Annotated in this window: 11 protein-coding genes and 1 tRNA gene; 6 read left to right on the top strand and 6 right to left on the bottom strand. The window is 32.9% G+C overall.

Features of this window, described 5'->3' with window-relative positions:
* The first annotated feature begins 62 nt into the window (after window positions 1-62).
* From upp to RGRSB_RS06860, 3 genes are all read left to right on the top strand, one after another.
* The gene (upp, locus tag RGRSB_RS06875) at window positions 63-713 is read left to right on the top strand and encodes a uracil phosphoribosyltransferase (RefSeq protein ID WP_119260408.1); all 651 of its coding nucleotides are present in this window, start codon (window positions 63-65) and stop codon (window positions 711-713) included.
* Window positions 714-776: 63 nt separating this feature from the next.
* Window positions 777-1,082 (top strand): ssl2009 family thylakoid membrane protein, encoded by a 306-nt coding sequence (locus tag RGRSB_RS06870; protein ID WP_119260407.1) that lies wholly within the window; start codon window positions 777-779, stop codon window positions 1,080-1,082.
* A gap of 1,393 nt (window positions 1,083-2,475) precedes the next feature.
* A complete protein-coding gene (locus tag RGRSB_RS06860) occupies window positions 2,476-3,615 on the top strand; it encodes an AZOBR_p60025 family cell surface glycopolymer formation protein (RefSeq protein WP_119260405.1) in 1,140 nt (379 codons plus the stop codon).
* A 1,851-nt stretch (window positions 3,616-5,466) separates the two neighbouring features.
* Here RGRSB_RS06860 and RGRSB_RS06855 read toward each other — a convergent pair.
* Window positions 5,467-6,393 (bottom strand): bifunctional riboflavin kinase/FAD synthetase, encoded by a 927-nt coding sequence (locus RGRSB_RS06855; protein ID WP_119260998.1) that lies wholly within the window; start codon window positions 6,391-6,393, stop codon window positions 5,467-5,469.
* 936 nt (window positions 6,394-7,329) lie between these two features.
* On the opposite strand from RGRSB_RS06855, the gene RGRSB_RS06850 reads away from it, so the two are divergent.
* The gene (locus RGRSB_RS06850; RefSeq protein WP_338063327.1) at window positions 7,330-7,746 is read left to right on the top strand and encodes a cytochrome; all 417 of its coding nucleotides are present in this window, start codon (window positions 7,330-7,332) and stop codon (window positions 7,744-7,746) included.
* A 1,561-nt stretch (window positions 7,747-9,307) separates the two neighbouring features.
* On the opposite strand, the gene RGRSB_RS06845 is transcribed toward RGRSB_RS06850, so the two are convergent.
* Complete coding sequence (locus RGRSB_RS06845) at window positions 9,308-11,548, bottom strand: sensor histidine kinase (protein ID WP_119260403.1); 2,241 nt, start codon at window positions 11,546-11,548, stop codon at window positions 9,308-9,310.
* 234 nt (window positions 11,549-11,782) lie between these two features.
* Between RGRSB_RS06845 and RGRSB_RS06840 the strand changes: the two genes are divergently transcribed.
* Window positions 11,783-12,415, top strand: coding sequence for a response regulator (locus RGRSB_RS06840; RefSeq protein WP_119260997.1), 633 nt, complete (start codon window positions 11,783-11,785; stop codon window positions 12,413-12,415).
* Between the two features lie 1,972 nt (window positions 12,416-14,387).
* On the opposite strand, the gene RGRSB_RS06835 is transcribed toward RGRSB_RS06840, so the two are convergent.
* The 4 genes from RGRSB_RS06835 to RGRSB_RS06820 form a co-directional block, all read right to left on the bottom strand.
* Entirely contained in the window at window positions 14,388-15,830 is a 1,443-nt protein-coding gene (locus RGRSB_RS06835) for a DEAD/DEAH box helicase (RefSeq protein WP_119260402.1), read from the bottom strand.
* Between the two features lie 97 nt (window positions 15,831-15,927).
* Window positions 15,928-17,271 (bottom strand): 30S ribosomal protein S12 methylthiotransferase RimO, encoded by a 1,344-nt coding sequence (gene rimO, locus RGRSB_RS06830; RefSeq protein WP_119260401.1) that lies wholly within the window; start codon window positions 17,269-17,271, stop codon window positions 15,928-15,930.
* 447 nt (window positions 17,272-17,718) lie between these two features.
* Window positions 17,719-20,361 carry an efflux RND transporter permease subunit gene (locus RGRSB_RS06825; protein ID WP_119260400.1) on the bottom strand — a complete coding sequence of 881 codons (2,643 nt, stop codon included), beginning with the start codon at window positions 20,359-20,361 and terminating at the stop codon, window positions 17,719-17,721.
* 64 nt (window positions 20,362-20,425) lie between these two features.
* Window positions 20,426-20,773 carry a hypothetical protein gene (locus RGRSB_RS06820; protein ID WP_119260399.1) on the bottom strand — a complete coding sequence of 116 codons (348 nt, stop codon included), beginning with the start codon at window positions 20,771-20,773 and terminating at the stop codon, window positions 20,426-20,428.
* 189 nt (window positions 20,774-20,962) lie between these two features.
* On the opposite strand from RGRSB_RS06820, the gene RGRSB_RS06815 reads away from it, so the two are divergent.
* Window positions 20,963-21,034 (top strand) — tRNA-Cys (locus RGRSB_RS06815).
* Window positions 21,035-21,675: the final 641 nt, after the last annotated feature.

The raw sequence follows: 21,675 nt of genomic DNA, 5'->3' as shown, positions 1-21,675 counted from the left end.
ATGTTTGTCGGAACAGGTTATGATGACCTAAGTTGAACATTTCAACAGTTTAGTTTACCTTCATGACTTTCCAACTACGCGTTTATGTTCCCGATCATTCTTTGATTAAGCATTGGTTAGGGGTCGCTCGTGATGTTAATACTCCAAATATCCTTTTCAAAACAGCAATGACAGAGCTAGGACGTTGGTTGACCTACGAAGCGACTCGCCATTGGCTGCCTACCTTGGAAACTACTATAAAAACTCCTATTACTGACTCTCAAGCCACCTTGATTAATCCTCAGGTACCCATCGCTGTTGTTCCCCTTTTACGGGCAGGATTAGCCTTATTGGATGGAGCACAAGCGCTTCTGCCTCTAGCTTCAACCTATCATCTAGGGTTAGTTCAAAACGAAGAAGCCCTAGACGTTAGTTGTTATCTCAATAAATTACCCCAACAATTTCACCCCGAAACCCGAATCGTCGTCTTAGAACCTATGTTAGCTACTGGGCGATCAATCACCGTTGCGATAGATGAAATAACTAAACGAGGAGCAAATCCAAAATTGATGCGGATTATTTCCGTAGTAGCAGCCCCACCTGCACTGCAAAAATTAAGTCAAAAATACCCCGATCTAAATATTTATACCGCTATTATTGATAAAGGAATTAATGACAAAGGATATATTGTGCCAGGGTTAGGAGATGCGGGTAATCGTGCTTTTGGAACTTAGAGTGATTAAGAGTTTATTTGACCCAGTTTTTTCAGAGATTGAACATCATCAAGGTTAGAAATTATGAGTCAACGAGATGGATTTACCGGCGGATTTTTGGTAGGAACAATTGTCGGTGGTATGGTCGGTGGCATCATTGGAGCGCTAGTAGGATCGCGTATTGAAAAGAACCCTAAGGAAGACAACTCTTCCTTACTCAAATCAGCAAAAGATGAAAAACTGGACACCGAGGCTAATATTGAAATGGCACGTCGTCGCCTAGAAAATAAGATAGCTCAACTTAACTTAGCTATTGATGATGTACGAGAGCAATTTGGACAAGTTGAACAACAAACTCTTGAATCAGAAACATCGACTGAAGGAGGTTAATAATCAACTAAGTTGAGCCTTTTTTGGGATTTAAGACTAATGATTTGCATATTCTCTAAAATTCCTCCCACTAAACCTTATGGAAATTACCTGAGAGTTGGCTGTATCTCCCGAAAATTTCTTAATACTATAAGTCTTAAAAAATTGCTAGAATTGCCACCGAACTGTCCCTAAAAGTGTAATCATTTTTGTCTTGAAACAGTCTTTGAACTCTATGATGTTTTATGTAATACCCGTGATAATCTTAAGATTAGAGCAGTATTGTTAATATGGAGCATAGTCTTATACAAATGGAAAATATACATTCTCTTTAAAGAATGATCAAGGTATTAGGAGAAAAGCGAGATATATCAATGATATTAGGATTTATAGTTTGAATATTCTTGACTTATAAAATTTAATTCATTCTACGTCTAAAGTAGTTATTGCTTTAGTGGCTGATTATGTCATTAGTAGAGGTCATGTTTTACATCTAATTTGTGCTCTAAATTAGAGTAGCTGATGATACTTTTCGGTAAAACTAGATCTAAGGTTCATAGTTTTGACGGGAGGAGTGAAGCAAGTTATTTAGCCAGCGTCGTAGAGCAGGAAAAAGCTAGAAAATTTAGCATTATGCTGTCAATATACTGCTTAACAAACTTTAGAAATGAGGTTAGTTATGTAGTAGAAGTTGATCGACTCAAAGAAGAAGTTATTATTTGGGCTACTGAAATTTTACGTAAAGTCTATTGTTATTCTTCACATAAAAATTGCTTTTAGTTTTGATTGCGACGATCAAGTCAAGTTACAGGGATTAGAAGAAAATATTATTGTATGACTCAAAAGAGAGCTGAAGAAAAACAAACTTGTTTAATAAATCGTTCTTATAATTTTGGTGAATATCATTGATATCCTTAAGTTTATATCAGTGTATTCGAAAAACAATTTTTTTAAAAAAAACTATTTTAGTTAATGGGTTTTGATAAAAATCAAGATATCATTTACATGATATCAACTCTGAGTGTACAGAAGTATTTGATTGAGTAGATAAACTTATTAATTATTGGATACTAGACAATTTGGAAGAATATATTTTGATTTGTACTCAACATCAATAATTTTAATCTTTTCAGATCAATGAATAAGAGTCATGAGTGTTAAAGTTTTATATACCAGATCAAAAAAATCAGTTAAACATTATTAATAATTAGTTAAGTTTTGATTTTTTGTATTTTTTATTCACTTTATATTTTTAATAAAGATATTATGTTTAATTTTTTAAAAGATTGTGTATAAGCTAACCCAAAATTTGTATAATAAACAGCATGTTATCCATAAATATAAATGAGAAGATGTTAAATTTTTTACTAAAATTTAGTCCAAGTTTGATTCAATAAATTCAACTTTACTCCCCATGAAATATTTTCTAACTAAATTTTCCCCTAAAGTTATTAATTTACTGATTACTGTTATTGTTATAACCGTAGTTATTCTTTATTTATATTTTATCAGATTTCAAGGGAATATAACAGGATTTTTTCGTATTGGTTCAATCTTAGAACTTTCTCCTTTTCTTAATCCTGAAACTACTAAAATTTATCAAGGAGAAATTGGCTATGATGGACAGCAATTTCTCAGTTTAGCTCTCGATCCTTTTTTGCAAAATCCTGAAACTATCACCACTCTTGATCATCCAGTTTATCGCTATCGTCGAATTTTATATCCTCTAATTAGCTATCTCTTTAGTTTCGGTAATCGGATTTTGATTCCTCATATAATGGTTGCCATCAATTACCTATCGGTTATAGGTATTATTTGGATCATTAGCTTATATTTTCAATTTAATCAAGAGCAAAAATGGCAACCGTTGTTAACGTTATGTATTCCTGGCGTTTGGATAGTTCTTTCTTTAGGAACTGCTGATTTACTTAGTAGTTTATTATTAATATTTTCATTCTATTGCTATCGATATAACAAACCAGTTTTGACAGCTTTTGCTATTTCTTTAGCTTGTTTAGCTAGAGAGACTTTACTATTAATTTGGTTAGCTATTTTGTTGACTAGTTTTAGTCAAAATAAAAAAGAACAAAGCAAACAATTATTATGGGCTTGGATACCTCCATTTTTATGGACGATTTATATTAATTCTTTGGAATTACCAGGTGCGGTTAGAGTAAAAGCTAACTTTGGTTATCCTTTTATGGGTATTTACAACAAATTTATTTCTCTATTAATGGGAGGATTTAAAGGAGAAAATTTATTTGAAGCTTATTCATTTGTTCTGATTTTTATTGTTTTTGTAACTATATTGATAATTAGTTCATATCATCGTAAAGATAATCAATTAATTCAATATAGCACCCTCTTATATGGTGCTATGTTTGTAATGAGTAGCACGACAATATTGAGCTATTATTTAGATTATTTACGGGTTTTTATAGATATTTATTTTTTCTTATTGTTGAGTATTAATACAAATAAAATTCCCATTAAATCAATTTTATTTGCATTTATAGGATTAGAAAGTTTTATATTTTTAGCTTTACATTCTTAACTATAAATTTATTTACAAAAATATATTTATACTTTTACTATTTAATAGTATCTATTGAATATTTAAAAAAAATTTTAGACAATAAACTTAAAAATAAATATTGATAATTTATAGATTTTGATCATTATTTATTATTAAGTTATATATAAAATATATAGATTTTTTCTGCCAATAAACTAAATACAGTAATTTTTTTGCATGGTTGTATAACTTTTAATTATCTTAATAATATATCTTTTAGTAGTTTAGTTTTTTTACTATTGAACTTTATCTACTTAATAAATATTTCCTAAAGAATTACTTATTATTGTTATTTACTTCTAGAAAATTTCTGGTACTAAAATTACAATTATTTATTTTAAAAATAGTTTTTTATGATTAATGGAATATTTATAAGGTGTATTTAATTACAATGTATAATTGACTAGTAAAATGTTAAATCAATAAACTTTGAGGTTAAAAACTAACAAAAATGATAAATTTTATGAAAAAATATCTAATTATTTTACAGTTTTTAGCGATTTAAATTAAAATTTTTAAAAAAACATTCTAAATTTTTATTTAAGTCGGCTTTTTTTAAAAAAATGATATCTTGTATACTCAATTTAATTTTTTATTTCTAAACTTTTTTACTTCACCTTAATTATTTTATTATATCTTGTTTTTTATATTAGTATTTTAGGAAATTTTACTTTTCATCTAAAAGGTTTTATTTAATCATCAAATTGAGTATTAACTTATTTAATTACAGAAATCTATCTGCCAATACTACGATTTATAATATTAATTTACTTAAAATGTTTTTCTGCAATTTTTAAGATATATACAAACTTTTTTAACTTTACTTAAAAGTTTTATTTCTATAATTTCTAGTATTTTAATTGTCTTAAAAAAAGATTTAATTTAAAATATTTACTTTTGTTGAATAAAAGATTTTTTTATTTTTTAACTACAGCTTTAAATTCAATATCTTATATTCTTTATCTGTAATACTTGCCCTAAATATTTGAGTATTATCTTTATTTCTTATCTACTAACTCCATTATTTTTAGCCATATATACTATTATTATCACAAGTATAAGACTTCTTCAATAATTCTTGTTTAAAATTTTTTAGTATATGTCTTTTATGAGAAAGAATTAACTCTTACATAAATGTGTTTCAATATCGGCTACGTTTAATTTGAATACGATCTATCTTGAGATAGACAGCTTTTTTGCCAACAATAAATAAAAAGTACTTTTTTGTCTATTTTGTTAGCCAACAATAAACTTTATATTAAAAAATAAATCTAATAGCAAATAATATTTTTTCAAACTTAAAATTTTCAGGTAATTCAAAAATTATTCTATATCCTTGAATAATTTATCTTAAAATTATTTTTCCAATTGTATTTTTTAAAAGTTTCGCCTGGACTGTAATTTATTTTGCTTTTTATACTCTTATATTTAAACACAATACTTCTCTGTTTGTTCTAGTCGCGGAGATGGTTTTTAGGTAGCGGGTCAATTTTAGTAGTTGTTACCATTTTAATTCTATTGGCTTAATTTTTAAAAAAGTTGATATCTAGCATGCTCTTTTTTAACTATTTTTATATTTTACACTTCTTTAAATTCACCTACTTAATCAAACGGGCTAAAGATTTTAGTCAAGAGACTTTTAGCTACTATAGAGACATTTTTGAGAAAAGCGTGCTCCTTACTTAAGAACTTGAGAATGATTAAACTAATGGATTTATATTTCCCTACAAAAGTAAAGCTGCGGTTATTCATCAGTATATTGTGTCTCTCATAGAGATTTTCTTAAGGATTTCTTTGTAGATTTCCTAAAATTTTTGGTAATTTTAACATTTATTGATAGAGAATTTCCCTGGCCAAACAACAGTCTTGGACTATTTGGTCTTTCAGTTTATCAAGGGAAAGAAATTGTTGTTCAGGACGTAAAAATTTCTCCAATTCGACTGTTAAAGATTGTTGGTATAAGTCCCCTGACCAATCTAATATATGAACTTCTACCATAGGAGTTTCTCCTGCAACAGTGGGGCGACAACCAAAATTCATCAATCCTTTTAGTGTTTCTTTTTGGTTTATTTTTACCCGAACTGCATATACTCCCTGTCGAGGCAACAACTTATCTAAGGGAAGTTTGAGGTTAGCTGTTGGAAAGCCAATAGTTCTTCCTAATTGCTGTCCTTTAACCACTGTTCCTATCAAAGAATAGGAATAGCCCAACATTTGTTTTGCTTGTGTTACGTCTCCTTCCGCAAGACATCGACGAATTAAAGAACTGCTAATGCGCTTTTTTAAACCTGAATAAGTTTTTAAGGGAGTAATATAAACTGGTATTCCAAAAGAAGCGGCAATTTTACTTAAATCTTTAGCTGTTCCCATTCGTTTATGTCCAAAGCGAAAGTCTTCCCCAACACTTATCTGTCGAACTCGGAGGTGTTTGACCAATATCTGTGCCACAAATTCCTGGGGACTTAAGGTAGCTAATTCTCGGTCAAAGGGTAATCTAACTAATTGTTGTATTTCTAGAAATTCTAGCCGTTTTATTTTTTCGGATAGAGGAGTAAGAAGTTGTCGAGTTTGTCCAGTGAAAAATTCTTGAGGATGTGGGGTAAAGGTAACAACAGTGGAGTAAGAAGAGATTGTTTCAATTGAGGAAAGACAAATGGGTTGTAAAACGTTTCTGTGCCCTAAGTGGAGACCATCAAAATTGCCAAGAGCGATCACAGTTGGTGTTAGGATATTAGCAGTTGATGAAGTTACCCACACACTTGATTGAGTATACATTGTTGCTGAAATTTAAGCTAGAGGAGAACTCTGAATACGCACCGATATGGAGCGCAGTCTAGATCACTTTCTAAATAGTCTATCCCAGTTTCACTAATTAGCTCTTACCCAAGTCATTAAGAATTAGATTCTCTTTATAACTCGTCTTTTAAAAAGTGAATTTAAAGAAGTGTAAAATATAAAAATAGTTAAAAAAGAGCATGCTAGATATCAACTTTTTTAAAAATTAAGCCAATAGAATTAAAATGGTAACAACTACTAAAATTGACCCGCTACCTAAAAACCATCTCCGCGACTAGAACAAACAGAGAAGTATTGTGTTTAAATATAAGAGTATAAAAAGCAAAATAAATTACAGTCCAGGCGAAACTTTTAAAAAATACAATTGGAAAAATAATTTTAAGATAAATTATTCAAGGATATAGAATAATTTTTGAATTACCTGAGAAGTGAAATAAAAAAACGTGAACTGAGGAATACTATAGAATCTATTTGAGAATTTTTTAAGAAAAGAAGATAACTTAAGAGATGTTTGAATATGAATATTATCGAGCTAGAGCAATTAAACAAAATCTTTGTCAAAAGCTAACAAAAAAATATTAGTTAAAATAATATATATTGGACTCTAGCTATTAAAATAGTTTTCTTAACGTTTATTTAAAGCAACCTGTACATTATCTCACTGTCTAATTATTGAGATTGGTCTTCAGAGAAAAACAATTGTAAAGAGATTGCTAAGATCAGTTATGGTTAATCTGTTGTAGCTTAGAGTAACTAATGTTCAAGACTTCCTGGTCATCTATCTGTTCTCGATTCAATCTGCTTTCCGTCATCATTATATTGGCAATCTGCTTTTGGTCTATTAGTATTGGTTGGGGAATTACTTGCATTTTGCATACATTTACGAGAAATGCACCTATGGCGATTGCTGCATCTCCTGATGATGGTGTTTATGCACGATACCAAGCAGGACAGGAGTTTTATCTTAAAACCTGTTCAGCTTGTCATATTGCTTTACCTCCAGAGGTTTTACCTAGTGAAACCTGGAAGAAATTATTAGAAAATCCTAACAACCATTATGGAACTTCAGTTCCCAATTTGATTCGTCTGGGGCAACTATTGATGTGGGACTATCTGCAAACGTTTTCTCGTACTCTATCCGCTAAGGACGAACCAATTCCTTTTTATGTGGAGCAATCACGTTATTTTAAGCTCCTTCATCCTCGAGTTAAGTTTAAGGAAACTGTCACCCATAGGAGTTGTATAATTTGTCATCCAGGAGTAGAAAATTTCGATTTTCGGACATTAACCCCAGAGTGGGAAAACTCACCTTAGACAGCAAGACCCTTCGATTTTGTCAATACTTCAACCGTAACACCTAATACAATATTTTCCATAACACGATCATTAAAAAATTTTTCACTATAAACAAACAAGAAATATTTAATGAAACATTTTTCAAATAATGCCAAGTTAAAATAACGTGAGTCTGATTAGATTTAAAGATACTGTTATTATTCTCGATATCTAAACTACATAAAACGAAGTTGACAATTATTTAATATGGTAGTCGCAAACACTCAAGACTACCAAGAGACTATACTGTCCACATATTGGATAGAGATTATCTACATTACAAAACACTTTTCTCTCCATAATCTTTAAAATAGTTCAAGAGGCATTAAAAACTTTAAGGTTTATTTAAATATCTTGCCTAGCTTAAAAATTTCTCTCGTATTAAGGCTTATTATTAATAATAATTAATAGACTAGGAGTTTTTGCAACAATTGGTTGAATTTTCTAAACACCATGAATATTCATAAACATTAAGGTCTGATTCTAGAGATACTAATTTGTAGTTATTTAAAAGCTCGTTAGTGAGCACCCTACCCATGTGGTAATAATAGTGTTCTTTTGAAAAGATTCCTTATCTAAAACATTTCTATCTTTAAACAAGAATTAGAACTCAATAAATAACTTACCTACCGATAATTTTTAGTTAGATTAATCTACGCTTATTGTCTTGATTGTATGGAGATTATCTCATATAGTCAATTCAATAAGCTTGAAATATTTATTGAAAAATAATAGTATATCTTTGAATAAGTAGATGAGATTGAATTAGAAAAGCAAAGATTATCAAAGTTGACTTGAGCCCAGAAATTTTCTCCAGAACTAAACCAAGAACAGAAATATTATGTTTGAATACAAGAGAACAGAGAGTTGAAGAGAATATGGATTAGGTAAAACTATAAAAAAATACAATTTAGAAATAATTTCTAAACATATTCTTCAAGAAAGAGAATAATTATGAGCTTCTCCGAGAAGTAGAAAATAAAGAACCATATAAAGTGATTTCATATGGTTAAAAAAAAAGAAACCGACTAAATTTAAGATAAACATTCAAATTGAATATAAGTTTTGATTATGCTTTATCAAAAAGTACTTTAAAAGGTAAAGTTTAACATTTTTTAGATAAAAAGGCAGACAGGACTCAAATATACTGTAGTTGTAAAGGAATAGATACGATAATTATTCTCAATAATGACTTAGTGTATATAAGTGATTTAGTTAAAGTCAAATTTAAATAACAAGAAGCAATAAATATAATCAAATAAGAATGGTATCGAATAAAAGTTCGTGAAACGACTAGAAGAATATTTGAGGATGAATATGATTTAGTTTAAGCAGTTAAACAAAGTCTTGCCCAAAGAAGTTTTCATAAAAAAATCAATGTAAAGTATAGAGATACAAAGTAATTTGCTCTTTTGACATTTCTTCGGGGTTACATACTTATTTTGGTTGCTCTCAATTTTGAAACTATCATTTATATATCTTTCATCTATTCCATTGCAATTTCTTAAAACTACTCTTAATCCTGTTTATTTCTGATTTGTTAACTAACAGCAGACGGTTGACTTTTAGCAATGGGTAAAGTAAACCAAACTTGACATCCTTTTCCTGGGGTACTATTAACGCCAATTTTTCCTCCGTGAGCTTCAATAATTTGACGACATTGATAAGAACCTAATCCAATTCCTGTCCTACGTCTATCGTGTAAACTACGGAGGTATAATCTAAACATTTGGTTACATTGTTTCTCTTCCATTCCTACCCCATTATCTATTAAGCAACAATGAATCATTCCGTTATTAAATACTGCTTTTAAAACTAAATTAATTCCGGGAGTATTATGTTTGAGAGCATTACTTAAAAGGTGTTCAAATACTTGATTTAATTGATCAGAATCAGCAAATACAAAAGGTAAATTATCAGAAATTTCTAAAATTAAAGTAGCTTTATTTTGAATTAAGCAAGATTGCCAACTTTGAGTTAAATTTACAACAATCTCTTTTAGAGAAATTGCTTGCAAATTCATATTCATATTTAAAGAAAATTCTTCAGAAAAATGATCCTTAGAGAGGGCGTTAATCAAAGTTAATTGGCGATCACTACTTTTAATCATTCGATCAAGAATCCCATGAGAAATACTAAGATTTTCCCCTTGACGATTTTGGAGATTTTTTAATAACATCAACATGCCCATAATTGAAGTTCTTAAATCGTGAGAGACTGCTTGCAAAAAAACTGCTTTCATATCATATAACTGCTGCACCTCCTGAATTTTATCTTGCAATTGGTGAGTATGTTCTTGCACTTGTTTTTCTAAATTATTATTAAGTTTTTGTACTTTCTGATATAGTTTTGCTTGACCCATCGCAATCATCATTTGATCGGCTAATTGTTCTAACAGTCGAACCTCTTCTTTTTGCCAGTAACGCCTTTGAGAACATTGATGAGCTACTAATAACCCTAAAGGTTGACCATCTACATGAAGGGGAACCACTAAAGCAGCTTTAATATCGTAACGTTGGGTGTATTGTGCCATAGATTCTGATAGATTAACAGAGTCGATATCAGAAACTATGAAAGTTTGACCTCGGGCAAACAGAGATTGAATATCCGTCAGTAAATCATCCTTCGCACTCCCTCCTAAAATACTTGAATAACGAGGTATAACTGACTCTGCGACCACATCAAGTCGTCCGTCATTGTATAGAGTCGCAATAAATACTCGATCAGCATGGATTAATCCGCGAATTTCAGCGACAGTTGTCTTAAAAATCTGTTCCATATCCAAAGAACGACGAATTCGCAAGGCAACCTCTGCCAGCAGATGATCTCGTTCTACCGCATCTCGTAATTGTTTTTCAACTCGTTGGCGTTCCGTGACAGCTACTGATAAGAGTAACGCTGTGGCACTGACAATGATAATAAAAATTTGTAGTGATAAAACCGCTTGGGACAAGTTATGGGTTTGAATTACAAACGGACCAATTCCTTCAATAGTCCCCGCAATCGCTAGAATAGCCACAAAAATATTGGACAACACCGCTCCCCAAGTCTGAAAACGAAGAGCAGCCCAGACCACTACGGGAAAAGGTAAATACTCTAAATATTGAGCGGTAGTTAATCCTCCCCCTTGCACACTAGAAGAACTACCTTGACAAATAAATACTAGCCAACTTAACACCAATAACAATCCGCCACAAATAAACAATTCAATAAGACGGAAGTGTTTTTGACGATTTAAAAGTCGACTTCCATGAAATTTGAATCGTAATAATAAGGGAGTTGTCACCAAAATCCCACTACAATCTCCTAACCACAACAACCACCAACGTTGACTAAAGTTAGCCGACGAAAGGTTTCCAGCGACCAGTTGAACCAAGGTATCAATTGAGGTATTTAGCAAGGGAGAAATAATTGCCCCCAGAAAGATTAATTCCGTTACATCTTGAATCCTTGAGAGTTTGGAAGAAAATTTTCCGCATCGTAGCAATCTAACGGCAACAACCCCCGACAAGGTACTACCGAGAGCTGAACCCAAAGCCACTCCATAATTTTCCCCAGAGAATACCATTAAGATAGCATCTCCTAGAAAAATGCCAAACCACACCCCCTCTCCATAAACTAACAGTGCCGTTATAGCAATTCCTGCTGGAAGCCATAGAGGAGAAGCTTCCGCTGCTATCCCCATCCATCGTAAACATATCCATCCCCCACTCCAGTAAGCGATCGCAACTAAAGCAAGTTTTACTAAATTTGAGCGAAAAGCGGTCTGGGATAAAGTCATAGGGACTTAATTTTCCTTGTTAAAACAGCTTAATCTGTCTATAATACAAGCTATCTAAAGGGTGCCTAATTTAATCTTCTTTTTACTTCCTCCACCTGGGTGAACTCCCAGTAAAACCAAGAAAACAGGGAAAAAGCACCCTAAAGTATCTTCTGAATTTTTTTAGTATAATTTATATCTTGATTGACAAACCAAGTTACATCAATTTTACATATCATGTCGTATGAACCTAAAATGAGAATTTTAATTGTAGAAGATGATCCTCTAATGCAATTGGGCTTAGAACAAGCTCTCAGTGAATATCCTGATTTTGAGATTATTGGGCAAGCTGATGATGGTTATGTTGGAGTTCAACAAGCTTTAGATCTACAGCCTGATTTAGTTGTTATGGACATTGGACTGCCTCGTTTGGATGGAATTGCTGCGACGAAACAAATTAAGGAGAAATCACCGCAAATTCATGTAGTAATCCTTACGTCTCATACACTACAAACTGAAGTTATTGCCGCTTTATCAAGTGGAGCTGATGCCTATTGTATTAAAGGGGCGAGTTTAGAACGATTATTAGCTGCTATTGAAGCAGCTAAGGATGGTGCAACTTATTTAGATCCCCAAATTGCTCGATTAGTATTAGATAATTTAAAACCACCTACTCCAGAATTAAACCAAAATATTGCTTTACTGTCTGAGAGAGAATTAGAAGTTTTAAAGTTAATTGTTGAAGGAAAAAGTAATAATGAAATTGCTGAAGACCTCTATCTTAGTGCCAATACAATTAAAACCCATGTACGGGGAATTATGAATAAGTTAGCAGTTGATGATCGAGTCCAGGCCGCTGTCGTTGCTTTACGTTCCGGATTAGTTTAAAATTATTTAAAGATTTCTATAATTTATTAATCTAAAAACTTTTGCCAATAAAATAACAACCTATACCTTGATTTAAATGTTAAGTTAAAAATCAAATAAAAGTCACTTAAAAATATTTTTAATACTCAAACTTGTTTGATACTTAAGCCTGCAAAAAAATGCCTACCTCTTCTCAAAGAAATTAAAGAACCCCAAAATACTACTCTGTCATACTTGATACTGTTCACTTAGTAGTTTTATATACTACTAATGTAGAGCAATTACTATATCGATAATGTTGATATAAAAATTTGTTATCAAAAATAGGGTAGAATTTAAACAAAAAAAAGATCAGATAAAAAATGAATCTTTTACTTAATTACCTCTAATTATTTTCCAATACAAATCGATTAATTGGTTTCAGTATAATTAAGTTAAATTAATTTTTAAGAGTATTATAACATTAGTAATACCGATTTACCTGACTATTCTTCTGTTAACACTCTTAAAAAAGGAACTCTTAACAGACCTCCACTCATTATTTAAACCTTAGTTTATTTAGTTTATAAAAACAATTAAATTCTACCTTTTTTTACTATAAATGATATTATAGGTTTCACTATTGGATATCCTAGTTAAGGAGACACTAGCAAATATCGTTATTAACGAGTTTTAATTTTACTTTAAACATACTAGAAAAATACTAGATTAGCTTGTATTTTTAAATACACTAAATGCGCTATTATCTATTTCGAGTTCAAAGAGACTATTGAATTAGTACAAGAATATATCAATCAATAACATGAATTTGATATCTCTATCGAGTTCAATTACAGTACCAGTCAAAATTGGGATATTGTAAGATACTGACCAGAGAACTCCACCACAAAAAAATATTATAGTGCATTAGAAAACTGACTAAGCACTATAATATTTCTATGGGTTTAAGGTTAGATAGAATTCAACAAAAATTTAACTTTAAAGCGTATTTTTATTTATATATAAGTCTCTACACCAATCCAAATAACTTCTAAAATCATGAGAGGACTCTAGCTGGAAAATGATCAACCAGTAATATACACAAATTTACTTACTCCTGAACTATTTTCAGGAAAGAAATTAATTAAGGTTCCTCAAGTAGGTATTTGTGATACGGATTTAAAATTAACTTAGGGTTGCTATCTTTATTGAGGGATAATTGATCATAAATTCGCATGAGTGGTTGGGCAAAGACCCCCTCATTATCGTTTTTACGACAAACCGCTAATTCTCAATTTTGTTTAAATCTGAAAAGTCTGGTGGAATGGACCATAGTTCACATCCAAATTATTCTGCCATTTACTTGATTATTTCTTTACAGATGAAAAGTATAGTACTCAAAAATTAATCATGTCTCCTAGTCCCGATTTAAAGAATTAAATTTTAGGATGACTAAGCTTCAGGTAAATCTCTATCGAAACCCCTCCCAACAGTTAGAGGGGCAGAAAGTTCTTTCCTCTTTTAAAGCACTAATCCAACTAGCCCCTTCCCTTTTTTTTAGATTTCAGAATCTAGCATTCTTCTATGCTAGGACTATAACCATATGAAGCGTTCTCTGTTTTTAGACATCTCTTCCGGCCTTATTCCTAATAATGCTTATTCTATTTTATTTTTTGTTTAAAATTACCTCTTAATTTTGCTCTTTTAATCACAAATATAAAGTATTTGAATAAATTCAAAATAAACAATAGAATCCAAACTTTAATATCTCTTTTATACTATCACAATCATTTTTATCATAAGTCACAGCTATCATATACCAGCATAATTAATAGTGCTAACTCAATCATTCAATTACTTCTTTTTTTTAAAAAAAATTACCTTAATATTTTTGTGTTATTGTATTTCATTACAAACCTTAAAAAATAGACAAATAAAACAGTGCCAAATTCATCCTAATCCTACTTTTTATAAGATATCCTTGACACTGCTCTATTTCAGTTTTTATCGTATTCTAACGCCCTCTATGATGACTGACTGTCTTACGATCTAATTTTTTTCCTGAGTTATTACGACGGGGTTTGGAATTATCTTTGCGATTTTTACCCTGAATAATTGGTTTAGATATTCCTGCTTCAGGGACTTCCCAATCAGTCTTCATCCAATTGGGGCAATCTTGATCATAAACCATCTGTAAAGCCGCAGCAGCTATTGCTTGGGGATCATATTCGTCGCTAAGTTCCCGCACAATAGGTAAAAACGAAGCCATCCGTTCTCCTGCCAAGGAATCTTGAATTTGCTTTTGTAGTTTTTCCAGTCGCTTAGCTTCCACTTGAGAGCGATTAGGAATACTACACAATTCTATTCTCTGTCGAATTCGTCGTTCAATCTGACGTACCATGCGGCGGTCAATTGGTTCCACTAAAGATATTGCTGTCCCTTTTTTTCCTGCCCGGCCTGTTCGTCCGATCCGATGAATATAAGTTTCTGCATTATCCGGCAAATCGTAGTTAATGACGTGGCTTAAGTTCTCAACGTCTAACCCTCTTGCCGCAATATCTGTGGCCACAACAATCCTAATTTTACCATCTCGAAATCGATGGACTAACCGTTCTCGTTGGGACTGACTTAGATTGCCATGGTATTCATCAACACTTTGCCCGGCTTCTTGTAACTTGCTGGTAAGTTCAGAAGCCGTCTGTTTAGTCCGAACAAAAACAATGGCTGTTTCAGGGGTTTCAATTTCTAAAATTGGTTGTAACGCCTTGAGTTTTGACCAACCGCGAGGAACACCATAAAGATGTTGTTCAATTTTATCAGGTGCAGCTTGAGGCTGGTCTATAGTCACTGTAACAGGTGATTTGAGGAACTGGTTAACTAATTCTCGGATTTCACGGGGCATAGTTGCTGAGAAACAAGCAGTGTTGCGTTGGTCAGGGGTTTGCTTTAGAATTTTCTTCACATCGTCGATAAAACCCATACTGAGCATTTCATCAGCTTCATCGAGAACGGCCCATTTTAAATTATCTAGAACCAACTTTTTGCGCTCTAATAGGTCGATAACCCTTCCTGGAGTTCCAACAACAATTTGGACACCTCGTTGTAAACTCCGAATTTGCCTGTCAATCGATTGACCTCCATAAACAGTCAAAATGTACAGTCGGCGTTCAGTGGAAAAGTCCTTAAGGGCAAGGGCAACCTGTTGAGCAAGTTCACGGGTTGGAGTTAGAACAAGTGCCTGTATGTTGGAATCGTTTGTATCAATCTGCTCCATAATGGGCAAGGAGTAAGCTGCCGTCTTCCCTGTTCCTGTCTGAGATTGTCCTAGAATGTCATGTCCTTCCAAAATTAAAGGAATTGCTTTAGATTGAATCTCTGTTGGACTCGTAAAACCTAGGGTTTCTAGTTTATTAACACGGTCATCAGAGAGTCCTAAGCTATTAAAAGAAATGGTCATAAGAAATGTTAGTTAGTAACTTAACTGCGAGATTAATTTAATACAAAGCGGTTAGTAAGCTTTTCCTGCTGAGGGAAAACTTATGGCGTGTTTTCGATCAAGAATCTATTTCTAGAACATTGTGTTGTTGCACAATCTTTCCATATAAGTCGTAGGTATCAGCATAGGTGATTTTAACAGACACAATTTCGTTTAAGGGAGCTTCTCCTTGAATATAAACAAGACCGTCTACTTCCGGCGCAAATCGCCAAAAACGCCCTATTTTCTCCCTAGTTTGAGGCCTTTCTTGTTCAATTAAAACGTCAACGATTTCTCCAACATAATCTTGATTTTTTTTGAGAGAAATTGGCTGTTGCACCTGCATCAAGATTTCTCGTCTTTGTTGGGCTATTTCTGACGGAACCTGATAGGGCATCTGATAAGCAGGAGTTCTTTCTTCTGGAGAAAAAGTAAATACTCCAACGTGATCAAATTCATTACATTCGACAAAATTAACTAAATGGTTAAAATATTCCTCTGTTTCTCCGGGAAAACCCACAATAAAAGTTGTTCTCAATACGGCTTCAGGAATAGACCTTCTGAGCTGTTCAATGATGCCATTATTGACCTGTTCCTGCCAAGGACGATTCATCGCTTTTAAGATAGCCGGGTGGGAATGTTGCAAAGGAAAATCGAAATAGGGTAAAACGTTTTGGGTGTCTCTAATTGCGTTAATCACCTTATTGGTGAGTCCTGTAGGATAAGCATAATAAATCCGAATCCAGGGTATGTCTACTGTTCCCAAAGCCCTCAATAATTGGTCTAGTCTGGGTTCTCCATACAAATCCAATCCATAATTTGTGGTGATTTGGGAAATCAATATTAATTCTTGTACTCTTTGCTCAGCTAATTGTTGTGCTTCGGCGACAATCGATTCAATAGAACGTGATCGCTGATTTCCTCTCAAGTGAGGAATGATACAAAATGCGCAACGGTAATCACACCCTTCTGCTATCCGCAAATAAGCCACCCCTTCAGTGGTTGTACGGTAGCGAGGAACTGTTTCGTCCGCGATAAAAGTAGGATTAACTGAGACTTCTTTAACTTTTTTTCCTGTTTCCACCTGTCGGATAACATCAACAATTTTTTGATAGTCTCCCGTTCCTATCACAGCGACGGCCTCAGGAATCTCATCAAGAAGTTCTACTTGAAAGTGTTGTGCCATACAGCCAGAGATAATAATTTTTTTCTTGGCTTCGGCTAATTCTACCAATGTACGAACTGACTCTTGGCGAGCCTCCTGTATGAAACTACAAGTATTAACAATTACGTAGTCTGCTAATTCTTCACTACTATCTATTTGATAGCCCGCCTGCGCCAGCAAGCCTAGCATATGTTCAGAGTCAATACGGTTCTTTTCGCAGCCTAGGTGAGAAATCGCAATAGTTGGCTTACTGCCCATGAATTACTGTTCGGTCACATCCCATTGTTGTACACTTGGGCTATAAACCACGCTAATCCTTCCGTGTAGCCTGATGGCTATAGTCTAGGGTTCAGGTGTGGATTCGCCCCCATTTATCTGTTAAGTTATTTTAACAGATTTTATCCAATAAAGAAAGTAGTTTGGAGAAAATTGTGAGGAGCGCTTGACTCTTATTTGTTCAAAGTTTTTATAAATAGAGATAATTTGGTTTTATTGTATGATTTTTCTTTAAATTTAAAAATAACTTCAATTTTAAGGAATAAATGATAATTACATCAAAACCGTTAGAGTTTTACCTAGTTTTTATCGTTAGCCATCCACTTTTATAAGTGAAAAGTAATATCTTAATAATTGGATAAAAAAAGTATTTTTATATTTATTTTAAATGTAGATCACTTAGTCTAGTTTTTTTATGAAGTAATGAAATTACTTTAAAGGATTAGAGATTTTACCCACTATTTTTATCCATCCATCTTCTAATAAAGTATAAAGGACTGGAACTATAATTAAACTTAATAAAGACGAAGTGATTAATCCTCCAATAATAGCCACAGCCATAGGTTGTCTTAATTCTGAACCTGCTCCCAGTCCCAATGCAATAGGCAACATTCCTAAAATTGTAGAGGTGGTCGTCATGATAATTGGTCTGAGGCGTACTTCTCCTGTCTCCAAAATAGCCTGATGACGATTTATTCCCTGTTGTCTTAATTGACTAATATAGTCCATTAATAAGACAGCATTTTTATCTAACAATCCTAATAAGAAAATTAACCCAATTAAAGAAATCATTCCGAAATCATTCTGGGTAATTAATAAAGCTAACATTGCGCCAATAAGGGTCAATGGTAAAGACAAAACCACCACTAATGGCTCTAACCATCGTCCAAACGAAATATACAAAACGGCTATCATACAGACAACTGCTAAGATTAAGGCAATGGCAAATTCACTAAAAATCTTACGAACTTGTGCCGATGCTCCTTGAATATCAAAACTCATATCATGAGGCAAATTCGACTGAGTAATAGAAATTACCTTATTAGTAACATCCCCTAATCCGACTTTTTCTGTTAAATTAGCTGTTATGTAAATAACTCGTTGTCTTTGAAAATGTTCAATTACAAGAGTTTGTTCATCCTCCCCAGACATTTTGACGTCAACTAATCCAGGAACTCCTTTAATGTGAGATTTTAATTTCTCTGCTGTTTGTCGTAGAGATTTAAAGTTATTTCCTAACAAAGCAACTTTTAAAGTACTGTCATCACCTGTTTCTACAAATAAAATATCTTCAATGCTAGTGGTTACTCCTCGCAATTTAGGTAAAATATTTCTAATACGTTCTTGAACTTCACTAGTACTAAATTGGCGATCACTGTTTAATTTTATGTATATTTTTCCCTTCAGGGGATCACCGTGTACTCCAGCAATAGTATAGGCAGATTTCACATTAAAATCATCTAAAATTAGCCGTTCAAACTTTTTTCCCACACGACTATTGATTCGTAATAAAAATTGTTCGGGTGATTGAGCTAAATCAGAAATCCATGAAGAAGCGTCACTATTAAAACTGGTACGTAATCGTTGAGGAATTTTGGGAACTGGTAAAGTATAAATAATGTTGAACTCTCCCCGGTCTAATTTAGGGACAAATCCTCTAGGAATTAATGGAATTAAAGAAAGCCCTAAAATTAAACTGATTAGAGCAATACTTATCACAGTCTTGCGATTTACCAAAGACCAATTTAATAAATTACGATAAGGATGAACTAAGAAAAAAACTCTCTTTTTTTTGGCTTCTTTTGTCCTGGGTTTCATCCAATACATAGCTAAAACAGGAGATAAAGTTCGAGCAACCATTAAAGAAATAAAAACTGCGGCAGAAACCGTTAGCCCAAAAGGTTTAAAAAAGTGCTCAAGATTACCTCCAATAAAAGCAATAGGAATAAAAACAGCTGCAATAGTAATAGTTGAAGCTGTTACTGTCAGTCCAATTTCATCAGTTCCTTTGATAGCTGCTTTCTTAGGATTTTCTCCACGGTCAATGTGACGAGTAATATTTTCTATATCCACAATGGCATCGTCAACAATAATGCCAATAACTAACGCCAATGCTAATAAAGTAAGGGTTTCAAGATTAAACCCTGCGATCATCATCACAATAGCAGTTCCTAATAAGGAGATAGGAATGGTCAAAGCAGTAATTAAAGTTGCCTGAAAATTTTGTAAAAATGGAAAGATAACTAATATAGCTAAAACAATTGCTCCAATTAGCCCCTGAATAGTTGATTGAGTAGCTTCTTCTATGTAATCAGCTTGAGTTTCTGCCAAAATTAACTGTACATCAGGTAAAGTAGTTTGTAACTCGTCTATTGCTTTTTTTGTGAGATTTACTACATTAAGGGTGTTAGCATCAGCATGCTTCACTATTCGTACTGACAAGACATCTTTTCCATTAAAGCGTACCAGTGTTGGAGGATTTGTCTCATCAGATTTAGTGTTCTTGACTTCCCTAAAATTGCCATCTCCCAATAATTCCACCCGACTTACCCCTGGTAATTTTTCTAATGGGGGGATAATTTCCTGTCGAGCAATATCTGCTAATGTCTCCAGGGGTTGAGTCTCACTTTGAATTGCATAGCTGATAGCTGCTGATTCATTAATACTGAGAGTCCTAACCTTTACACTAGCATTAGAGGGCAAATTAGCTTGTTTAAGAGCAGATTTCACGATCTTAGTAGACTTATCTAATTTTAATCGTGCATCAAATGCTACATTAATAATACTTTGTCCAGGATAGCTAGAAGAAAATAACTCAGCATTGTTAAGTGATTGCAAAGATTCTTCAAGAGGATTGGTTAATCTTAATTCTGTTTCCTCTGCAGTATTAAAAGGCATAGTAGCCTGTATGACGACTATTGGAAAGGAAACATCAGGAAACAAGGCGTATTTCAAAGAACTAAAGGCAAAAATACCAGAAACTGTTACAATAACCCAGAAACATAGGGTCAGTCGTGCATATTTAATAGCAAGACGAGAAATGTTTAGACTCTTTCGAAGGGCTTGTTTCATCAAGTTACTACTTAACTGTCATTTCCTTTGGTTATACCAAGTCGTCTTTTTGAATGACGATTTCTTAATCTTCAAATAAGAGATCTCCGAGAACCTCATCAAAACAAGCCGTTCCATAAGAGGTCAAAATTTCTTTAGCCTTAGGATCTCTATTACGATATCTAGTTAATAAATTTTGAAAGTCATTGAATGTGTGTTTACTTTTCAGTATATTAACAGTGCAGTTACATAACTTTCTGGATTCCTCCTTGGTCAGACCGGATGCTTGTGCTTCCGGGACACAATTTTTTTGATAGAAATCTGTAAAGGGATCTGGTGCAGCGTTTACGTTTTTGGAAATAGGGACAACTGACCCCGATCCTACGACCAATAAAGTTAATAAGGCAAATAGATAACGAGTATTTTTAATCATAAATTTAGAGTCGACTCTAGACGAGCAAGTAAACTAACAAACAAATAGAAGTGAACTAACAAACAAATAGTCCTACCCTCCGCCCTGAGTGTACACTTGCCTGAGGTTAAAAAATAGCTTTCACTATGACAGTTTTAAGAATTGCATAAACTCCATGATCTTTGATACAATGGCAGGGTCTATAGAAATGGCGGCATAGCCAAGTGGTAAGGCAGAGGTCTGCAAAACCTTTATCCCCCAGTTCGAATCTGGGTGCCGCCTTTAAGGATCAAACTTGGTTCAGTCAGTTTTGCTCCAACTATTATGTTTTTGTGGAGTGACCTCTAGTCGTTTTGCTGGTTTACTAGAGAAATTATTCCGTGCTATGGACAAGAATGTTATAATTAACGAATGGTGGACATATACGAGAAAATTCTGGATATTTTAGCTTAAAAATCAAAAATATTTAAAAATAAAAAGCTCTCAAAGATTGCTTATAGACAAACTATTAAAGTTTTTTATTCCTCCACACTATTAAAGATAAAGCAGCATAAACAAAATAATCCGAATGACATCAACAAATTATCAAAATATTGACATTGCATTAACAGCAACAATAAAATTGTTGCTGTTAATGCAATGTAGTCCATGAAACTCTATCAATAGATAAAAGACTTTGTTAGTTAAATAGCATCAGGTCCAAAAAGTGTACGGTGCTATTCTGGGTTTTATAGTATTTAAGTAAAATTCAATAGAGCTATTAATAGCTACAGTCAATAAAAGCTAACTAACTTACTTTGTTTTAGATAATCTCCAGCAAAATAGAAAACTCCAATCTTGAAACTTTAGAGGGTAATTATCACTTTTTTAAACACAAGATAATATAAGCAAATAACAAAAAAGTGAAGCGATAATGATAGATG

The organism is cyanobacterium endosymbiont of Rhopalodia gibberula (assembly GCF_003574135.1).
Taxonomy (GTDB): Bacteria; Cyanobacteriota; Cyanobacteriia; order Cyanobacteriales; family Microcystaceae; genus Rippkaea.
The sequence above is the reverse complement of the archived record's forward strand: the minus strand, read 5'-3'. Positions and strand labels throughout refer to the sequence as shown.

What these genes read in the sequence shown, in the direction of transcription:
- upp (WP_119260408.1), top strand. Translation starts at nt 63, where the DNA reads ATGACTTTCCAACTACGCGTTTATGTTCCCGATCATTCTTTGATTAAG.
- RGRSB_RS06870 (WP_119260407.1), top strand. Translation starts at nt 777, where the DNA reads ATGAGTCAACGAGATGGATTTACCGGCGGATTTTTGGTAGGAACAATT.
- RGRSB_RS06860 (WP_119260405.1), top strand. Translation starts at nt 2,476, where the DNA reads ATGAAATATTTTCTAACTAAATTTTCCCCTAAAGTTATTAATTTACTG.
- RGRSB_RS06850 (WP_338063327.1), top strand. Translation starts at nt 7,330, where the DNA reads ATGGCGATTGCTGCATCTCCTGATGATGGTGTTTATGCACGATACCAA.
- RGRSB_RS06845 (WP_119260403.1), bottom strand. Translation starts at nt 11,548, where the DNA reads ATGACTTTATCCCAGACCGCTTTTCGCTCAAATTTAGTAAAACTTGCT.
- RGRSB_RS06840 (WP_119260997.1), top strand. Translation starts at nt 11,783, where the DNA reads ATGAGAATTTTAATTGTAGAAGATGATCCTCTAATGCAATTGGGCTTA.
- RGRSB_RS06835 (WP_119260402.1), bottom strand. Translation starts at nt 15,830, where the DNA reads ATGACCATTTCTTTTAATAGCTTAGGACTCTCTGATGACCGTGTTAAT.
- rimO (WP_119260401.1), bottom strand. Translation starts at nt 17,271, where the DNA reads ATGGGCAGTAAGCCAACTATTGCGATTTCTCACCTAGGCTGCGAAAAG.
- RGRSB_RS06825 (WP_119260400.1), bottom strand. Translation starts at nt 20,361, where the DNA reads ATGAAACAAGCCCTTCGAAAGAGTCTAAACATTTCTCGTCTTGCTATT.
- RGRSB_RS06820 (WP_119260399.1), bottom strand. Translation starts at nt 20,773, where the DNA reads ATGATTAAAAATACTCGTTATCTATTTGCCTTATTAACTTTATTGGTC.